13 protein-coding genes and 2 pseudogenes are annotated in these 18,005 nt (G+C 43.9%); 10 read left to right on the forward strand and 5 right to left on the reverse strand.

Going from position 1 to position 18,005, the window contains the following annotated elements; genetic code table 11:
- Positions 1 to 107 precede the first annotated feature (107 nt).
- Both Q0852_RS01375 and Q0852_RS01380 read left to right on the forward strand, forming a co-directional pair.
- Positions 108 to 1,229 carry an efflux RND transporter periplasmic adaptor subunit gene (locus Q0852_RS01375; protein ID WP_299013143.1) on the forward strand — a complete coding sequence of 374 codons (1,122 nt, stop codon included), beginning with the start codon at positions 108 to 110 and terminating at the stop codon, positions 1,227 to 1,229.
- A 3-nt stretch (positions 1,230 to 1,232) separates the two neighbouring features.
- The gene (locus tag Q0852_RS01380) at positions 1,233 to 4,385 is read left to right on the forward strand and encodes an efflux RND transporter permease subunit (protein WP_299013144.1); all 3,153 of its coding nucleotides are present in this window, start codon (positions 1,233 to 1,235) and stop codon (positions 4,383 to 4,385) included.
- A gap of 73 nt (positions 4,386 to 4,458) precedes the next feature.
- Here Q0852_RS01380 and Q0852_RS01385 read toward each other — a convergent pair whose 3' ends face one another.
- Positions 4,459 to 5,565: a trypsin-like serine protease gene (locus Q0852_RS01385; protein ID WP_299013145.1), complete on the reverse strand. Its 1,107-nt coding sequence runs from the start codon at positions 5,563 to 5,565 to the stop codon at positions 4,459 to 4,461.
- 249 nt (positions 5,566 to 5,814) lie between these two features.
- On the opposite strand from Q0852_RS01385, the gene Q0852_RS01390 reads away from it, so the two are divergent.
- The 5 genes and pseudogenes from Q0852_RS01390 to Q0852_RS01410 all read left to right on the forward strand — a co-directional run bounded on the left by Q0852_RS01390 (position 5,815) and on the right by Q0852_RS01410 (position 8,408).
- A complete protein-coding gene (locus tag Q0852_RS01390) occupies positions 5,815 to 6,249 on the forward strand; it encodes an excinuclease (protein WP_299013147.1) in 435 nt (144 codons plus the stop codon).
- Between the two features lie 23 nt (positions 6,250 to 6,272).
- Positions 6,273 to 6,821, forward strand: a complete 549-nt coding sequence (locus Q0852_RS01395; RefSeq protein ID WP_299013148.1) for a nucleotidyltransferase family protein — start codon at positions 6,273 to 6,275, stop codon at positions 6,819 to 6,821.
- Positions 6,822 to 7,048: 227 nt separating this feature from the next.
- Positions 7,049 to 7,351 (forward strand): hypothetical protein, encoded by a 303-nt coding sequence (locus Q0852_RS01400; protein WP_299013149.1) that lies wholly within the window; start codon positions 7,049 to 7,051, stop codon positions 7,349 to 7,351.
- A 334-nt stretch (positions 7,352 to 7,685) separates the two neighbouring features.
- A pseudogene (locus Q0852_RS01405) lies at positions 7,686 to 7,946 on the forward strand (transposase); the annotation flags it as partial.
- A gap of 132 nt (positions 7,947 to 8,078) precedes the next feature.
- On the forward strand, positions 8,079 to 8,408 hold the full coding sequence (locus Q0852_RS01410; protein ID WP_299013151.1) for a DUF1840 domain-containing protein: 330 nt from the start codon (positions 8,079 to 8,081) through the stop codon (positions 8,406 to 8,408).
- 35 nt (positions 8,409 to 8,443) lie between these two features.
- On the opposite strand, the gene Q0852_RS01415 is transcribed toward Q0852_RS01410, so the two are convergent.
- From Q0852_RS01415 to Q0852_RS01430, 4 genes and pseudogenes are all read right to left on the reverse strand, one after another.
- A complete protein-coding gene (locus Q0852_RS01415; protein WP_299013152.1) occupies positions 8,444 to 9,085 on the reverse strand; it encodes a DJ-1/PfpI family protein in 642 nt (213 codons plus the stop codon).
- A 236-nt stretch (positions 9,086 to 9,321) separates the two neighbouring features.
- Positions 9,322 to 10,857, reverse strand: a complete 1,536-nt coding sequence (locus Q0852_RS01420; protein WP_299013154.1) for a YfcC family protein — start codon at positions 10,855 to 10,857, stop codon at positions 9,322 to 9,324.
- Positions 10,858 to 11,162: 305 nt separating this feature from the next.
- Positions 11,163 to 13,053: pseudogene (locus Q0852_RS01425) on the reverse strand (bifunctional UDP-sugar hydrolase/5'-nucleotidase).
- A gap of 287 nt (positions 13,054 to 13,340) precedes the next feature.
- The gene (locus Q0852_RS01430; RefSeq protein WP_299013155.1) at positions 13,341 to 13,895 is read right to left on the reverse strand and encodes a hypothetical protein; all 555 of its coding nucleotides are present in this window, start codon (positions 13,893 to 13,895) and stop codon (positions 13,341 to 13,343) included.
- A gap of 308 nt (positions 13,896 to 14,203) precedes the next feature.
- Between Q0852_RS01430 and Q0852_RS01435 the strand changes: the two genes are divergently transcribed.
- The 3 genes from Q0852_RS01435 to Q0852_RS01445 are packed head-to-tail and all read left to right on the forward strand — an operon-like array spanning position 14,204 to position 17,959.
- A complete protein-coding gene (locus Q0852_RS01435; protein ID WP_299013157.1) occupies positions 14,204 to 15,547 on the forward strand; it encodes a diguanylate cyclase in 1,344 nt (447 codons plus the stop codon).
- Positions 15,540 to 16,910 (forward strand): glycosyltransferase, encoded by a 1,371-nt coding sequence (locus tag Q0852_RS01440; protein WP_299013159.1) that lies wholly within the window; start codon positions 15,540 to 15,542, stop codon positions 16,908 to 16,910. The genes Q0852_RS01435 and Q0852_RS01440 overlap by 8 nt, the downstream gene beginning before the upstream one ends.
- Positions 16,910 to 17,959, forward strand: a complete 1,050-nt coding sequence (locus Q0852_RS01445; protein ID WP_299013160.1) for an HlyD family efflux transporter periplasmic adaptor subunit — start codon at positions 16,910 to 16,912, stop codon at positions 17,957 to 17,959. The genes Q0852_RS01440 and Q0852_RS01445 overlap by 1 nt, the downstream gene beginning before the upstream one ends.
- Positions 17,960 to 18,005: the final 46 nt, after the last annotated feature.

The raw sequence follows: 18,005 nt of genomic DNA on the forward strand, positions 1-18,005 counted from the left end.
AGCCTCAATGCTAACGTGGCTTTATTGCTTATATCATTGAATTATTGGCTTTTTCAATATTTATTACGCCAGCAATTTATTTTTATACATTACCTATGGTTAGCAAAATGAATAATAAATTTATGGTTGCCTCACTAATTAGTGCCAGCTTGCTTGTTGGGTGTGGCGATAAGTTCTCTGGACAGAAATCGTCGGCTAACCCTTTGGTAGCAATACAGCCGGTGACTGTTATTGATTATCAGCAAGGCAAAAAGTTTGTCGGTCGTACTGAAGCGATTGAGGACGTGGCTATAACGGCTCAGGTTTCCGGCTATCTGAAAGATCGTTTTTTTCAAGAGGGTGAACTTGTTGAAAAAGGACAGTTACTATTTCAGATTGAACCCGCCGCCTATGAGGCAAAAGTTGCTAGTGCTAAAGCTGAGATAGCACAGGCTGAGGCGACATTGAAACGTGCGGACCTCGACTGGGAACGGGGCAAGAATTTGTTGCCTAAAGGAAGTATTAGCCAGTCAGAGTTTGACCGTTTGACTGCGGAGAAGCTCAATGCTGAGGCGCAGGTGAAAGCTGCAAAGGCGCAATTAAACTCTGCTGAAATTGACTTGTCGTTTACCCGCATTGTTGCGCCGTTTACTGGGCGAATAAGTGATAGTAAAGCCAGCATTGGTGATTTGGTGTCGCCAAATTCGGGTGTGTTGACGACTCTGGTTAGTCTCGACCCGATACAAGCTTCTTTTAACATTAGTGAACGTCAGCGTTTGGATTTAGGAATAGATGAACTGGATGGAAGTGGTGACGGGAAAGGGGATGTCGAGGTCGTGCTGACGCTTAATAATGGTCAGGATTATTCATCTTTGGGTAAAGTTGACTTTATTGGTAACCGGATTGATTTGAATACGGGAACCATTGCAATGCGTGCAAAATTTGCAAACCCCGAGCAGCGTTTGTTGCCAGGTCAGCATGTTCAGGTTTTCTTGCGAGAAAAAACACCCGTAAAGATGAATGTGGTTCCTCGCAGAGCGGTACAAAGTGATCTTGAAGGGGACTTTGTTATGGTGCTGAAAGAGGGAAACATAGCAGAACGTCGTAATGTTCAGCTTGGGGCGCAGGCAGAGCAGGGTGTCATTATTCGTGATGGGCTGAACGCAGATGATGTTGTTCTGACCAAAGGGCTGCAGCGCGTTCGTAATGGAATGACAGTACGATTTGAACAACCGGATGCTAAGGAATAAAAAATGCTAAGTCGCTTTTTCATCCAGCGTTCTAAATTTGCGCTGGTTATATCAATCATTCTGACACTGGCTGGTGCGATCGCACTGATGAATTTGCCTGTTGCAGAATATCCCAAAATCAGTCCGCCATCAGTCAGTGTTACTGCTTACTATTCAGGGGCAAGTGCCGAAGTTGTTGAGGAGGCAATTGCTGATCCTATTGAGGCATCGGTAAACGGTGTCGAGAATATGATTTACATGTCCTCGAAAAGTGCCAATGACGGTTCCTACAATCTTAATGTGACTTTTGATGTGGGTACGGATCCTGATATGGCTCAGGTTAATGTTCAGAACCGGGTGTCACAGATTGAGTCTAAATTGCCAGCGGAAGTCCGTATGGTTGGTGTAACGGTAAAAAAACGTTCACCTGATTTGTTGATGGTATTGAACTTTTATTCACCTGACGGCCAGTATGACGATAAGTTTCTTATTAATTATATAAACCTGAACGTTAAGGATCAGTTGGCCCGCGTTAAAGGAATTAGTGAAGTTAACGTCATCGGTGGTGGTGAATATGCTATGCGCGTGTGGCTAGACCCGGAAAAAATGGCCAACCTTGGCCTGACAACTTCCGATGTTAATACTGCGCTGGCTGAACAAAATGTCCAGATTGCAGCCGGAAAGGTTGGGGCGCCACCATTCAATAATGTCCAGGAAGTACAATTCAACCTGGTAACCAAAGGTAGATTAGAATCTGTCAGCGAGTTTGAGAACGTAGTGCTGAGGGCTAATCCAGATGGTTCGGTTGTTTACCTGAAAGATGTTGCCCGTGTTGAGTTGGGTAAGAAGTTTTACGATGGCAACGGATTGTTCCGTGGTCAGCCTGCATCTATTGTGACCTTGTCACTTCAATCTGATGCGAATGCGCTTGAAAGTGGTAAGGAAGTCATGGCACTGCTGGATAAACTGAAAGCAAATATGCCGGACGGTATGGCTTATGAAACCAGCTATGACACAACGCTGTTTGTTTCTGAGTCGATAAAAGGGGTTGTTAAGACGCTGATTGAAGCGGTGATCCTCGTTATTGCAGTGACATACTTGTTTCTGGGTAGTATGCGTTCGACGTTGATCCCCGTTGTCGCTATTCCGGTTTCACTTATTGGCACCTTTGCCATTATGTTGGCGGCAGGGTTTACCATTAACACTGTGACACTGTTTGGACTGATCCTGGCGATTGGTATTGTCGTTGATGATGCAATATTGGTTATCGAAAATGTTGATACCAATATGAAACGAGATAAGACGCTGACACCACGCAAAGCAACCTTAATTGCAATGAAAGAGGTGACAGGTCCAATCATTACTTCGACACTGGTATTGCTGGCGGTATTTCTGCCGGTTGCCATGCTGCCGGGGATCACTGGGATTATGTACCGTCAGTTTGCGTTGACTATTTGTATTTCGGTGGTGATTTCGTCTATTAATGCGCTGACTTTATCTCCGGCACTGTGTTCATTGGTGCTGAAGCAAGGAGGTGACAATACTGCTCGCTGGTTCCAGACGTTTAACCGGGGGCTGGATAGCGTTACTTTGAAATACGGGGTTATTGCAGGCTTCCTAGTTCGTAAAGCAGGTTTGTTGATCAGTTGTTTTGCTATAGCTGTGATTGCTGTTAGTTTTTTATCAAAAACAACATCGACTGCATTTGTGCCGCAGGAAGACAAAGGAATCTTGCTGGTTAATGTTCAGCTGCCTGATGCGGCTTCATTATCACGTACGGAAGAGACAACGGAAAAGCTTCAGGAAATAGTTGAGCAAGAGCCTGGGGTCGAAGGTATTACTGTTGCTAATGGCTATGCATTCCTGACAGGTGCGGCAGCATCCAATGGCGCTTCGATGTTTATCAAGCTTAAAGAGTGGGATGAACGAAATAGCATGCAAGGGGATCACTCTTCATTTGCAATTACCCAGCGTATTAATGCTCGTGCGGCTGCACAATTGCCAGAGGCGATTGTATTTGCGATGGGGCCACCTGCCGTACCGGGAATGGGGGCTGCATCGGGGTTTGAGTTTGTGCTGGAAGATACATTGGGCAGAAGCCGTACAGATTTGGCTAATGTGATGGGGGAATTGATTCAAAAAGCGAATGCTCAACCTGAGATCCAATATACCTTCAGTACTTTCCGTGCCAACGTACCGCATTATTATGTTGATGTGGATAGGGTAAAGGCGAAGCAGTTAGGGATATCACTGACGGAGGTGTTCCAGACGTTGCAGGGTAACCTTGGCTCGATGTATATCAATGATTTTACTATGTATGGCAAAAACTTCCGGGTAACAGTACAGGCCGACAGTGAATATCGAAGTAACCTGGACTCGTTGGATCGTTTCCATGTCCGTTCTGCAAGTGGAGAAATGATCCCTTTAAGTACATTGGCCACCATTGAGCAGGTATTTGAGCCGGATGTAGCATGGCGATATAACATGTATCGTTCGGCAGTCATTCAGGGAAGCCCGGCAAATGGTTACTCGAGCGGTGATGCCATTGCGGCTATGGAGCGTGTAGCGGCAGAGGTTCTGCCACAGGGTTACCAGTATGAATGGACCGGAATGGCATATCAGGAAGTTAAGGCTGGTAATCAGGCAATTTATGCCTTTGCTCTGGCTTTGATTTTTATCTATCTCTTTATGGTTGCACAGTACGAAAGCTGGAGTATTCCATTAGCGATAATTTTGGTCGTACCGGTAGCAACACTGGGCTCATTCCTGGCATTAGCGGTAACTGGGACGCCTCTGAATCTATATGCTCAGATAGGTTTGGTGCTGTTGATCGCACTGGCGGCGAAAAATGCAATTTTGATTGTGGAGTTCGCCAAGATTGAGCGAGAAGAAAAATCCCTGGATATCGAACAGGCTTCAGTTCGTGGTGGTAAGCTGCGTTTCCGCGCGGTTAATATGACATCATGGTCGTTTATTCTGGGTATTACCCCGTTGATCTTTGCATCGGGAGCTGGCCATATCAGCCAGAACTCTTTAGGTATTTCATTAACCGGCGGTTTGCTCTGCGTGTTACTAGCGGGAACGTTCCTTATTCCTGGATTCTTTGCAATGGTGCAGCGCCATCGAGAGAAATTTCATGGCGGTTCTACTAAATTGGTAGCGCTTGAAGATGAGTAGTTATTCGTAAGGCATGATAAATAAAAAGGGCTTCTCGGAGCCCTTTTTACGTTGAATGTCTTGTTAATCTTTATTAGCACCTTCGGCGAAGCAAGCCAGTAAGAACTAATCCTAACAGGGCTGCGAGAGGCACAGAACCGCCAGATGAGCCTCCAGTTGAAACATGTTCATCTTCTCTAACTACCTTAAACGGGTCGTGGCTAAAGTCTGATGTAGCGATATTATCAAGAGTTAATCCTGTCTTTGTTTCGATCCAGTCACGGTAAGAGGCGAGTTCTGTATATAGGCCATTACTTTGTGAAGCAAGGTAACCCGCATTTTTGAACCTACAGTTTGGTCCGTTACTGGTAACACCTATAACACGAAGACCTAAATCAGCGTCTCCCGCTTTATTTGGATTTTGCCAAATCAGCGGACCGCCAGAGTCTCCGGCACAGACATCTTTCTTAATGGCCGGGTTGTTTGAGTCGGCGCAGACAAAGTGTGAATTAGATGTCGTTACGTAGCTTGAATTACATTGTGACATTGGGATACCACCCAGCTTTACCACTTGAAGTTCATTGCTTGGTTTAAATGACGGGGCCACATCCCCCCATCCAGAGGCAATCAGATTACCGATTGAGTAACCTGTTGCATTCCAAGTGTTGATAAATTGAGTATTTGCCTGGTTTTGTTCTTCTGCAGTGGCTATTTTGATTGGTTTACCAACTGTTATCAGTGATTCTTGGACTCGCATTAAGGCTATATCGTGGTCGACATCGCCAGCGTTGATAGATTTAGTTCCTGAAGTGCTCGCTTTATAACCTTCATGCAAAATCTTTTGCTCAATGGTGAACTGATATTCTGCTGTTAAATCCTTGTTTTTACCTTGCGGAATATAGGTAAGACCTGCAACCAGAGTGTCGCTGAGATTAGCGGCTGCTTCGGCACAGTGGGCTGCCGTTACAACCCAGTGTTCACTGATGATCACGGCGCCACAACCAGAAATAACGTTATCCCTGAAATTGGGTTTTGTCAGGATTGCGGCCTGCCAGGGAAGTAAATTCTCTGCAAGGGCTGATGCGTTTTGACCATTGAGAACTTTAGTTTGCACTGACGGTGATGCTTCATCGGCAAGAACAGTGTTAGATAGGCAGAGAGCTAAGAAAAGTGTAGAGAGGGTAAGTTTTCTGTTATTCATACCGTAAGTCATTATTGTACGCCGTTTTAATGGTTGTTATTATACAGATTACTAATAATGAACTCTATCAAAGTCCGGAATTATTAGATCAATAGCACGGTTTGCCGGATTCTCTTGCAGAATATAGGGATTATGTGCTTGGATTCTATTGAGTCACAATGGCTTGCTGCCTAAATCAATAGCTTATTGTTCTATGAGGTATTGGTGTTTTCGGTATCTCCACTTTTCTTCTAACAAGGATTAAACAAAATGAAAAAGTTACTTATTGCTTTATTGATTAATATCTGCATTTTTCCTTTTAATGCTTTTGCGAAAGATGATATTGCGAGTTACTCCATACAAGATGCGCTAAATTTAGCGCATGCTAAAGAAAAATTAGGCTCGGATATTAAGTTTTATTTTGGTGACCAAAAATTCAGCAAGGTAAAAGAAAACTTTGGTGAGTTTAAAACAAATAAAAAAACTAACGCCTTTAATAAAACTGACTTGGAAGCATGCCAATGGGTATTTTTATCTGCAATGATCACACTTAAAGATCGTGCAGTCAAAGAAGGCGGTAATGCTGTTGTTAATATTAAATCTAACTACAGAGATAACCTGACATCTGACCGAAGCACTTTCCAGTGTGGTTCAGGTACATTTGTTTCTGGTGTTGCTTTGGTCGGTGATGTTGTTCGGCTTTAATTGTTGAGCAAAGAATATATGTGATGAATTATCAAGATCAAACGGCGAAGCTTATCTTGGCCGATAAATATAGAATGGATTGTCTACGCGCGGCAAGAGAGCTAAATCTTCCTGATTGGTATTTAGGGGCTGGATTTTTACGTAATGCCATCTGGGACCATCTTCATGGAAAAGAGCAGATGACCCCGTTGAACGATATTGATTTTGTTTATTTTGATACCAAGCATGTTTGTTTGAAAACAGAACAGCAGATAGAAGCACAACTTCAGCAATGCTTTCCGGTGGTGAGTTGGGAAGTTCGAAATCAGGCCAGAATGCATGTAAAACATGGACATCAACCATATAGTGATACTGTAGCCGCTATTTCACAGTGGATAGAGGTACCGACTTGTGTCGGTGTACGCTTGGAGCCTGATGATAAGCTGGTATTTTGCGCTCCGTTTGGTCTTGGAGAAAACTGGTCACTAAAGGTTAGAATTAATCCCAACAATTCGAGACCTGAGATTTTTAGACAGCGAATTGCTGAGAAAAACTGGTTGAAGCTTTGGTCAAAGCTGCAGATCAATGGTTAGATTTCATCATCACTATAAGGGCGCGAAAGCGCCTTTGTTGTTTTAAACGCTCACTATAATTGAAGAGCTTTAAAGGTTTATTCACTCCTTATCATATACGGCAAAACATTCTCTGATCCATATCAATCAAGATGTTGAATGATTGTGTTGTTTTTGTGAATCCCCATCGAGAGCTGCCTATCTTAGCTAAACTTAACTTGAAGGTGGATTAAGAGTGGAGGCAGAGTATGTTAGCTGTACATCGGCAATTTATCTTGCCTGGTCATAGAGGACTACATGCAGATGTAACAGTTATTCCGACAGGAGAGTTGGAGGTCAATATCAAGGAGAAGAATAACAGCTTGAAAGCCGAATTTGATGAGTTATATTTCTTTTCTGATGGTAAAGCGACTGATGTAGTGTGTCGTGATCCAGTCGGTCCTGATGAGGTACGTTGGCAGTTACACATGGCGAATGATGATGCTCGAGAGTTAGCAAAAATGATCGAGTCTGCGGAAGAAGAATTCGAGACATTAATGCGTGACTTATAAGTAACTGATTTTTTGCATCTGCGTGCAGGCACTAAATCCAAAGCCTTGCTAAATGCAAGGCTTTGTTTTTAAGTAGTTTAGCATAACTGATGGATGAGCCTGATGAAATACTCGAAGCTTTTCGGCAGAGGGTGGTTTTTCTTTTGGTTTATATGAGGATTAGTGTGATCTATGTTGGATAGTTAAAAAGTTTGGAAATTAGATAGGGCAGTGATGATTTACTATCAAAGGTTACCTTTACAGAGAGAATCGCAGGGAATTGGGTTATCAACTAAATTACTGAACAGAGCCTAAGTTACTAGATTTACGTGATGTTTCAGGATGTCTAGTGACGATAGATGCTAAAACTTTGTTAAATGCAACGCGTTCACATTGGCTTGTCGAGTCGATGCATTGGATTCTTGATACCGAATTTGGTGAGGATGATTCACGCAAAAGGGCAGATGACAGAGCAGAGAATTTGGTAAGGATCAGGCAGATGTGTTTGAACATGCTTAGAAGTGAAATAAGCTTTAAAGCGAGTGTTAAACATAAAAGAGCCAAGTGCGCGATGGAAACAGAGTACCTCTCGACGGTTCTCGCAAGGCTTGAATGATGGGGATGTTCATGATTTTTCCGAGGGGACACAGCCTAGAACAAGCAAGAATGACCAAATACTTTATGCTGATTGGTATTAGTTACATAGCTTAATGATCATTGTGGTTGACTGAATCTGTTAGGAGTTCTCATGTTGGTTACTTTTCACTGCAAGGTTAGCGGTAATATCATCATGTTTGGTGATGTCGCGAAGCAAATGCTGAAAATGATGGGGTTTTGTGAAAACATTCCTGGTGCGATAGATGCTGAAGATGTGCCGGTGGCATTGAATAACTTACAACAGGCACTTAATCGGATTCGACAAATTGAAATTGACGCAGGGAATGATCCGGTGATAGATATTGATGATTATGACGAACAGGATGTCGAGCCTGTGGTTGGCGTAAATACCCGCGCATTACCATTGCTAGAAATGCTTAAAGAGGCAAAAGCGGCACAATGCTACATTATGTGGGAGTAGCGTCTTTTATCTGGGCGTTACTGAACAATATGTAGTTACTGAACAATATGTAATGGTGCAAATGGATCTTCACTTGGGTCATTGACCCAGATATATTCAGCTTCAATTGCTGTTTTTCGGGCAACATCCTCATTCAGTAATTGAGAAATAATTGCCAGAGATACATCGATACCTGCAGAAATGCCTGAAGAGGTAAAAATTCGACCGTCTTTTACCCACCGAGCAACCGGATACCAGTTTATTTCGGTTCCGAATCCTGTTACCCAACGGTAACGTTTTTTATTTGTAGTGGCTGCTTTTTCTTTAAGAAAACCTGCTTGAGCGAGGAGAGCTGCTCCTGTGCAAATAGAACAGATATAGCCGGTTTTCGTACTCTGCTGTTGCAGCCAATGCATCAGCACAGGATTGACAATGGCATCCTGAGTACCGGGACCTCCCGGTATCAGTAAAATATCGGTTTGAAAGGAAGTATACATACTAAAATCAGCAACCAGCTGTGGTCCTTGCATACTGCTTACCGGTTGACCGTTCTGTGATACGAGCTGGATAGTGAAATGCTCCGGCAAAAGACCAAACATTTCCAGTGGCCCTGCGATTTCCAGTAAATCAAACTGATCATAGAGTAGCGCGGTAACGGTAAATTGCGGTGTTGAAGGTTCAGATTGGGTTTCCGGCATAGCTTTCCGTATACATCGTTAAAGTAATCCATAAAGCATAGCTCCCGTGGCTTTGCTTTGTGCCAAAAATTGATGAATAACTTATTGTTAAGACAAATAATAGCAATAAGTTAATTCGGGAAAAGACGAAAAAGAAACACCATTGGAGAAGGATTTGTGAGGGCTGTGGGAATAAATAAAAACACACTCAACACCGTGCGATTGGTGTTGAGTGTGTTGGGCTACTTCAAAACTGGTTAGATATAGACATTAATCAGCAGAGTAGCTGCCGATAGTGCGATAAGAATACCAAGTAGAGGCAGGACAAATTTGAGCCACTTATCGAAGGTGACATTGACCATTGCCAGTGAGGCTAGTACCAGTCCAGTTGGTGTGATGAATGCCATCAGACCCATGCCGAACTGATAGGCGCTGACAATGTTATCGCGTGGAATACCCACAACATCTGCAAGCGGAGCCATGATTGGCATAGAAAGTACAGCCAAGCCAGATGATGATGGAACGAAGAACGACACACCGGCAAATAAGAGCATCATTACAACGATGAAAAAGCCTTTATCCATACCGTCAACCATAGAAGCACTGGCGTTAAGGATTGAGTCGCTGATCATACCGCCGTCCATTAGTACGGTTACCCCACGGGCAATCGCAATGATCAGGGCAACTCCCAGAAGGTCGTTGGCACCTTGAATAAATTCGCGGACAAATTCTTTTTCAGGAATTCGGTCTACCAGAGCAATCACAATGGATGATACGAAGAATAGTGTGGTCATTTCTTCAAACCACCAGCCCAGACTGGAAACGCCGTAAACCATAATAAAGAAGGTTGAAGCGAACAGGGTCAGAATGATGGTGTGTTTCTTATCAAGCTTGGTTACTGTTGCGTCCTTATCAATGTTTTTAAGGAAGCGTGCTTCAATTTCTTTCTTTTGGTTATAGATTAAAGATTGCGTTGGATCTTCTTTAACACGCTGGGCATAGCGCATGATGTACAGCATGCAGACAATTGTGCCGACAATCAGTAAACCCATACGGGAGCTAAGGCCTAGTGTCCAGTTAATACCGGCAGCATTCGACGCAATAATCGTACTGAATGGGTTGACGGTAGAGCACATAGTACCGATTGATGAACCCAGGTAGATTGCGGCGAGGGCGACGATGGCATCGTATCCGGCTGCGATAAAGATAGGTACAAGGATTGGGTAGAATGCAATGGTTTCTTCGGCCATACCAAAGCTGGTACCACCTAGGGATATTAATGCCGTAACTATCACTATCAGCCATTTTTCACGCCCAGTCATGACTTGTGACAGGCGGTTGATACCAGCGCCAAATGCGCCTGAATGGTTGACGATACCGATGAAGCCACCAATAACAAGAACGAAAAAGACGACATCAATAGATTGGTACATCCCCTGGATTGGTGCTTTAAACAGTTCAAGAATGCCCTGTGGATTAGGCTCAACTTCGGTATAAGAATTAGGAATACCGACAGGTTTGTAAATATCGCCATTGACGAATTTTTCTAAGTCCGCCTTGATGCCGACGTTGTCCAGTGTTTCCTGTGTGGCGGGAAGTGTTTCGGTGCTGCCATCGGCAAAGGTGATCATGAAACTTTCACCTTGATAGGATAGTTTGTTGTAGACGCCCGCATCAACAAACCAAGTTAGTAATGCCACAATAGCAGCGACACAGAATAGAACCGTATAAGCGGAAGGAAAACTAAGTTTCTTTTTCGCGGGTCTATCGACTGTTGTTCCATCGGTACTCATAACAACCCCTTGTAAATCAGTCTGAGTGAAGTGTGGATTTATTCAGATTAGATGCTCATGTTGTAAAAAATTAATTAAGCTAGCGTAAATATCTATGTACTTGTAACTAATGTGGGATTTTATTGTAAGAAAGCGTGAAAATACGGCTAGATATCACAATCATATTATCTTGATTGCAGATAAGTTCGAAATTGAGACGGTGAGCAAATTTCAAACAGAAGTTGTTCTTTTAGCCTGAAAAAAGCCTCCGGTATGTCCGGAGGCAAGAAGGGAAATAGAAAAGGTTAAAGCGATTAAAGGTCAGTTTAGGCTTGATTAAGCGCTGTGGCGATTATGATGTCGCGCTCGATTTTTTGTTTTTCCGCCGCAGATTTAACGTTTTTTAGCTGCTTTTCAAGCTGGGAAATATAACGGTTGAACTCCGCTTTATCAGTAAAGAGTTTGTCTTTAACATTGATAGAAGCAATGTTGGTGTAACGGCCATCTTTACTGGTTGGGACTTTTATTTTCCCTGTATTGATAAGCTGTTTTACTATCTCACGTTCTTTTTCGTAACCTTGCAGGCCGTCCAGTGTCCAGCGGTGTATTGGTTTGCCTTCATAGTGGCCTTTTTTCACTTCTGTCAGGTAGCGGATAGTCAGATTACGGATAGTTCCATCTTCTTCTCCAAATTCTGCTTCAGTGTCAAACAATACAGGGAATTGGCGACCTTCCAGTACGCCGCCGGCTTTGGTCAGGTGTCCCATACGGTAGCTGTTCATACCGATGCGAATTGGAGTGGAATCAGTGATCATCTTACCATCAGCAAACTGAAGATTTTTGATCCGTTGACCGGCAGGCTCTGTCAGATCGATGGTGTAAGTGACACCGGCGAAGAAATCATTGGTTGAATATTTTGATGAACGACGTTCAGGGGTAAAGCTGTATGTAACATCGCCGTCTTTAACACTGTTGAAATAGCCTGCAGACCATTCCATATAGGTTTTAAGCTCTTTACCCGTCATATCATAAACGGTGATTTCACCGCCTGCGTACTGGTAGTTGTAGGCAATGTCTTTTGCTTTGATTTGGCCAACATCCAGCTCGGCTTTGTCATTATCGATTTGTAGCGCAATAACGTTTGCCATTGGCGCATAGTGCATACTCGCTTCCTGGTACAGCTTGCTGATACCGGTATCCTGAATATGAACCTGAGGTATGCCTTTGATTTCGTTTTCTGGAACAAGATCGACACCGCTTAGCATTTTCACGCAGACGCTTGTGGTATGGGGCGTAAAGCGCTTCCATTTTTTTGTCTGATGTAATGCCTTTGATCTTGTAAGTGAAACTGTCTTTGTTGATTAGCGTATATTCGCCGTTCTTTTCTTCAAATTGCAAATCAATGCGTGACAGTGCGCGGCCATATTTATCCGGTTCGGTGATAATCACACCATTAACAGTCGCTTTGTCGATTCGGGTATGCATATGGCCTGCAACAATGGCATCCAGCTCCGGGTTGTCATTGGCAATGTCACGGACACCGGTTGCTTCGATGTTGTTTTCGTTGTCCAGACCCATATGAGCGACAAGGATGATCGCATCAACCTTATCATCGATTTTCTTAATGACTTTTTTCACTTCCAGAGAAGGGTTTGTGAAAGTAACACCTTCTAAGCGGTTGGTTCCTTCGGCAAAGACCTGGGTCATAGGTGTATCCATACCGATGACGCCGATTTTTATACCTTTCTTTTCAATGATGGTATGAGCCGGCAAGAACGGGTTGCCATCCGGGCGCTTAATGTTGCCAGCAAGTGAAGTGCCTTTGAATTGGGATAGGGAGCGATTGAGGATGTTTAAGCCAAAATCGAATTCATGGTTACCTAATACCCAGACATCATAATTCATTTCATTGAAGCCCAGCATCATAGGATCAACTGGTTCGTCTTTGAAAGTTTCAACAAAGTTGCCCTGAATCGTATCGCCGGCATCAACAAGGATTACGTTCTGCTGTTCGTTACGTATTTTTTTTACCTTGGTTGCAATCTGACTAAGGCTGCCGCGCATATTTAATTTATCGCTGGCATAGTCCCAGGGCATGAAGTGGCCGTGAATATCTGACGTTCCTAAAATAGTGACATCAACGATATCACCATCGGCTGCAATGGATGGTCCCGTTAGTGAAAGGAGGATTGCTGAGGCTAAAAGGTGTTTTTTCATCGTGTCGTTTTTTATTGCTGGAAAGAGTGGGGGCTGATAGTAAGAACAATTGCGGAGTAATTTGTGGATCTAGATCGCTTAAATCATGTAACGGATAGATTTGTCTTACAAAGTGAGAACTGTGTCGCACTTCACGAGGTTGAATATTGAGCGATGAGGTTTTTGTGAATTGAGAGGAATTAGTTTTGAGTGAAAGTCGTTATTTATCAGGGTTATAAAAAAGAACAGCCTATAGCGTTTGCTATATGAGCTGTTCTTTTTTACGACAAGATTTTTTGTTTATTCCGTTAAAACGGGTAGCGAACCGAGACTGCAATGGCGTGATCTTCAATACCGCTGACTCGCCATTCGGCTCCCATGGAGAAAGCATCGCTGGTATGCAGACGTGCCGATACGCTTAATATGTTGTAGTCATCATCTGCGGAGATCACACCGACAGAAGCTCCGGTCTCGAGCTGAGGAAGAATCCATGCATGAAGGCCAAAGTTTAATTCAGTAGCCAGTCGCCCGAATGATTTATCAAAGTCATCATTATCTCTGTTTTTGATCGACAAGATTTTAAGCTGGCCTGTTATATCGGTGAATTGGTTCACCGGTGCATTGAATCCGACACCGCCACCTATGTGCCAGTCATCTTCAAATGTACTTTCTGCTTCAACCATAACATGGGCATTTTCATGAAATTGCTGGCTGACGGCGGCACCTAACCCCCCAGGGCTTAATGGGACACGAACTTCAAGATAGTCATATGGGAAGTTTGCGGCACTAACGGTATAGCTCAGACCGCAGGCGGCAAGTAGCGCAATGCTACGCAGTCGTTTGGTCGGGGATTGGGTTTTCATTGGTTGTATTCATGCTCATTAAGATCGATGTAGGGCGATTATGCCAAAAAAAGCAGTAATTAACCTAATGTAAATTTGTTCAAACCGACACGAACTCATGTTTTTGACCGGTGTTGCTCTCAAAAGACGAAATGAAATTTATATCCTTCTTATATACAAGTCGAATAGAACACGCTTATTAAGCCTAAGCTATTAATCAGCTAAGTACGAAAACAGGAGTGATAACAGTCATCTCATATGGAAGCGGCGAACTGGTATTTTGGACAGTTTAGTTGCTGATGTTCTTTGTGACTTGATAGTGAGGCGTGATGGCGGAAACGGCAAATAACTACATGAATATTCAGGTCATTGGTGAACCAGTGCCTGAACTGACGTCTTGTGTAGAAAGTGTTGAACAATGGGCTGTCGATAGTTATCCCTCAGCACTGCTTAATGTCGACCCCGCTCACCAAGATGAGCTGTTACTGGAAATTCGAAGTGATGAGTCTCGCTGCCTTCAGCCTGTATTTTGTGTTGCTAAGAGCAAGATGTCAGATGCATTGGCTGATGGTTATCTAAATGATATGTGGCAACGTATTCCGCCAACTTTGGATCGCCTGGCGTTGCTTCACTTCACATCGCATCCGGAACCGCTTGATTTGATAGCCTGGTTTTGCTGGCCAAGACCTTATCTGCATATCAAGCCTGTTTGGTCGGGTGTATCCCTGAAAGGTTATTCCTACCCATTACTGGATTGCTTGCTTGGAGAGGAATCTCATTTGACCCTGATGCGGGCAGTTGATCATCACTTGCTTGTTCCTGGTAAGTTAATCGACAGGCTTCGCTTATGTCGCACATGCCATGGGGCAAGGATTAACTATGTCGATGTTTGTCCGGAGTGCAATAGCATTGATATTCATCTTAAGCCCGGTGTTCACTGCTTTATTTGTGGGTATGTTGATGATCAGGATGTGTTCATGCAATCGGGCATTATGCAGTGTCCGAAATGTTCGACAAAATTGCGTCATATAGGGGTTGATTACGACAGGCCATTGGAACGTTACAGCTGCCTGTCATGCTACGCCAGGTTTATAGAATCGCTGGTTAAAGTTCGCTGTCATGATTGCGGAGAGATACAAAGCCCTGATGATTTAACTGTTGCCCCGATTAATGAATTTATGCCGGGGAAGTTGGTACGTCAGATTGCACTGGAAGGCTCCCACCTGTTACACCTTCCGTTGACATGGGGGGCGCCGATCACGGTGGATCATTTGCCTTGGTTGGTGCAATGGGTGAGCTCTAACCAGAGGCGTTACGGTGGTGATAACACCATGATGATGATTTGGTTATCGAACCTGGCTGAAGTAAAGATAAACCTGGGATTGACGAAGTCGCAAGAGAGAATTACAGAGCTGGTTAAGCGCATGCAGGGGATATTTCGGGAAACGGATGTTGTTTGCCAGTATTCCGATGATGTTCTCATTCTTTTGCTGTCACATACCAGTGATAAGGTTTGGGAGGTGCTGAGGGAGCGGATTTCTATCTTAGGTGATGTTGAGGGGCTCGAACAGTTAGAGCTTATTGTTCAGGTTAAAGGGTTGCCGATCCCTGAAGAACAGTCAGCGGAGGATTGGCTAAAAGCATGGCTGGCGGACGTGGTTCATTATGAGTGAATGGTGGTTTGCAGTTCGCTATTTGCTGGTTGATTTGACCGGTAACATTGCCAATATGCCTGTGGTGATGGCAATGATGTTGCCGATGTTGCTGGCCTTTGAATTGCCTTTGATGATTTTGACATTAAGCGGTATTTTGAAATGGTTCAGTCGGCAATATCAGAGTGGTGCGCAAAAGAAAAAAGGTCCGTTGCCAAAAGTATCCTGCATTATTACTTGCTACTCCGAAGGTGAAGCAATACGAATTACTGTTGAGACCTTGCGAGAGCAACTTTATCCGGGACAGATTGAGATTATTGCTGTTATTGATGGTGCTCAGCAAAATGCCCATACCTACCAAGTTGCCCGTTCCTGTATTTATGATTTTGATGGGCTATTCAATCGGCAGTTGGTGCTGTTGCCTAAATGGCAGCGTGGAGGCCGGGTTTCAACACTCAACTCAGGACTGGCAGTAGCAACCGGTGAAATCATTATTAATGTTGATGGCGATACTTCATTTGATAACGATATGGTTGATGAAATTGTTCGCTGTTTTGATGATCCGAATGTTCCTGCTGTTGGTGGGGCGTTGCGTGTGCGTAATCTTGATGACAGCATTGTTACCCGAATGCAGGGAATCGAATACATGATTTCGATGCATGGCGGAAAAACAGGTCTTAGTGAATGGAACCTGATTAATAATATATCCGGTGCTTTCGGCGCATTCCGGCGTGATTTTCTCCGCGGCATTGGGGGGTGGGATACTCATACTGCGGAGGATTTAGATCTTACCGTCAGGATCAAACATTATTTACGTCGATATCCGGCAATGAAAATTGGCTTTGCTGCCAAGGCTGTAGGTCATACTGATGTTCCTAATACAGTCGTGACATTGTGTCAGCAGCGATTGCGCTGGGATGGTGACTTATTATTTTTGTATTTGCGAAAGCATATTTACTCGATGACGCCGAGGATTCTGGGCTGGAAGACATTTATCTATACATTGGTGTTTGGTATTGGTCAGAATATAGTTCTGCCTTTGCTGGTGGCCATTTATTCTTGGTGGCTTGTATTTAGCTATCCATCTCAATTCGTTGCAGCTTTGCTGATTGGTTTGTACCTGATCTACCTGTTCTTTTCTGTTATCAATCTATTGGTTTTTGTTATCGCGATTTCCGAGCAGCCGCTGAAGGATTTAAAAATGGCTCCTTGGCTGGTTGTATATCCGGTTTATACCTTTGCTACCCGAATGTGGGCTGCAGTCGCTATTTTAAATGAACTATTCCGACGAGCTCATGAAGAAAGTGGTATGGCACCATGGTGGGTATTAAAGCGTGGCCAGCATTTCCGTTGGTTGCATTTTCGCCGTGATAAGAGGCCGTAGTGAAAGTTACGTTTAACTCACCTAAACAGCAGGATGCAACCAAAGATGAAGGCGTTAAGGTTCCGTATGCGCCGGCACGGCGAGTGGCGTTTAGTTTTCGTTGGTATCTGATCTTGATTCTGACATTCAGTCCGGTTGTTTTGTTACTTTGGTATGTAGGGCGTGATTGGCTGATCACCACTGCGCCGGGCATTGTTACCACTGAGCCGCAACTTGTTGTTGCGAGTGGAGAAGGTCAGGTTGATGATGTTTTTGTGCTTGTCGGGGATGACGTTGAGGCAGGAACCCCATTAATGCGAGTTAATTCACCGTTACTGCGTGCCGGTATTTCCGAGCGTCGTTTTCAGTTATCTCAGTTGCTATTTGATTGGAAAAGTTACAACCAAGCCAAAATGGCAGCGTTAGATGAAGAGATAAAAATTGCGCGGGAAGGCGCAGAAAACCAGGAGTTGGTATTTAAAGAATACGAGAAATACAAGAAACAACGTTTAGTCTCGAGCGCAGATTTTGCAGCGGTGCTGCAAATCCGTACCCAATCGCAATTGAGTTATCAGCAGGCATTAGAACGTAAAATTGATGAGATGAGGAAAATTCAGGAATTGGCTTCTTCTGGCCCACAGTCAATCGCGTTAAATGAAATCAGGCGGGAGCTGGCAGAGTTGGAAAGTAGTTTGACTCAGCTACAGCCGGTCGCATTTAGCCAAGGACGGATTGTTGATGTTCTTATCAAACCCGGTGATTGGGTATTTGAAGAAACCCCGTTACTATTGATTGCTACTGCCAATGAGTACCAGGTTAATGCATATGTATTACCTAAACATATTGAGAAGGTGCAACAAGACAATAAAGCTGTGATTGAGTTCTCCAGTGGCGAGGCAGTTAAGGCCAGAGTCGGGAGAGGTGTTGAACTTGCTGATAAAATACCGCGGCAGTTAGCAGGTCCGTTTGAAGGCCAGAAGAGTATGCTGAAAGTGAAGCTGATCCTTGAAGAACCGTTACCCGATAAACTGAAAGTTGAGGGCTTACCTGTTATGGTGAGGTTCAATTAGGGTTTCCTCTCATTTTCAGCTAGCACTGCTATATAGATACGGCTGT

This window comes from uncultured Photobacterium sp. (assembly GCF_947502415.1).
In the GTDB taxonomy this organism is placed as follows: Bacteria; Pseudomonadota; Gammaproteobacteria; order Enterobacterales; family Vibrionaceae; genus Photobacterium.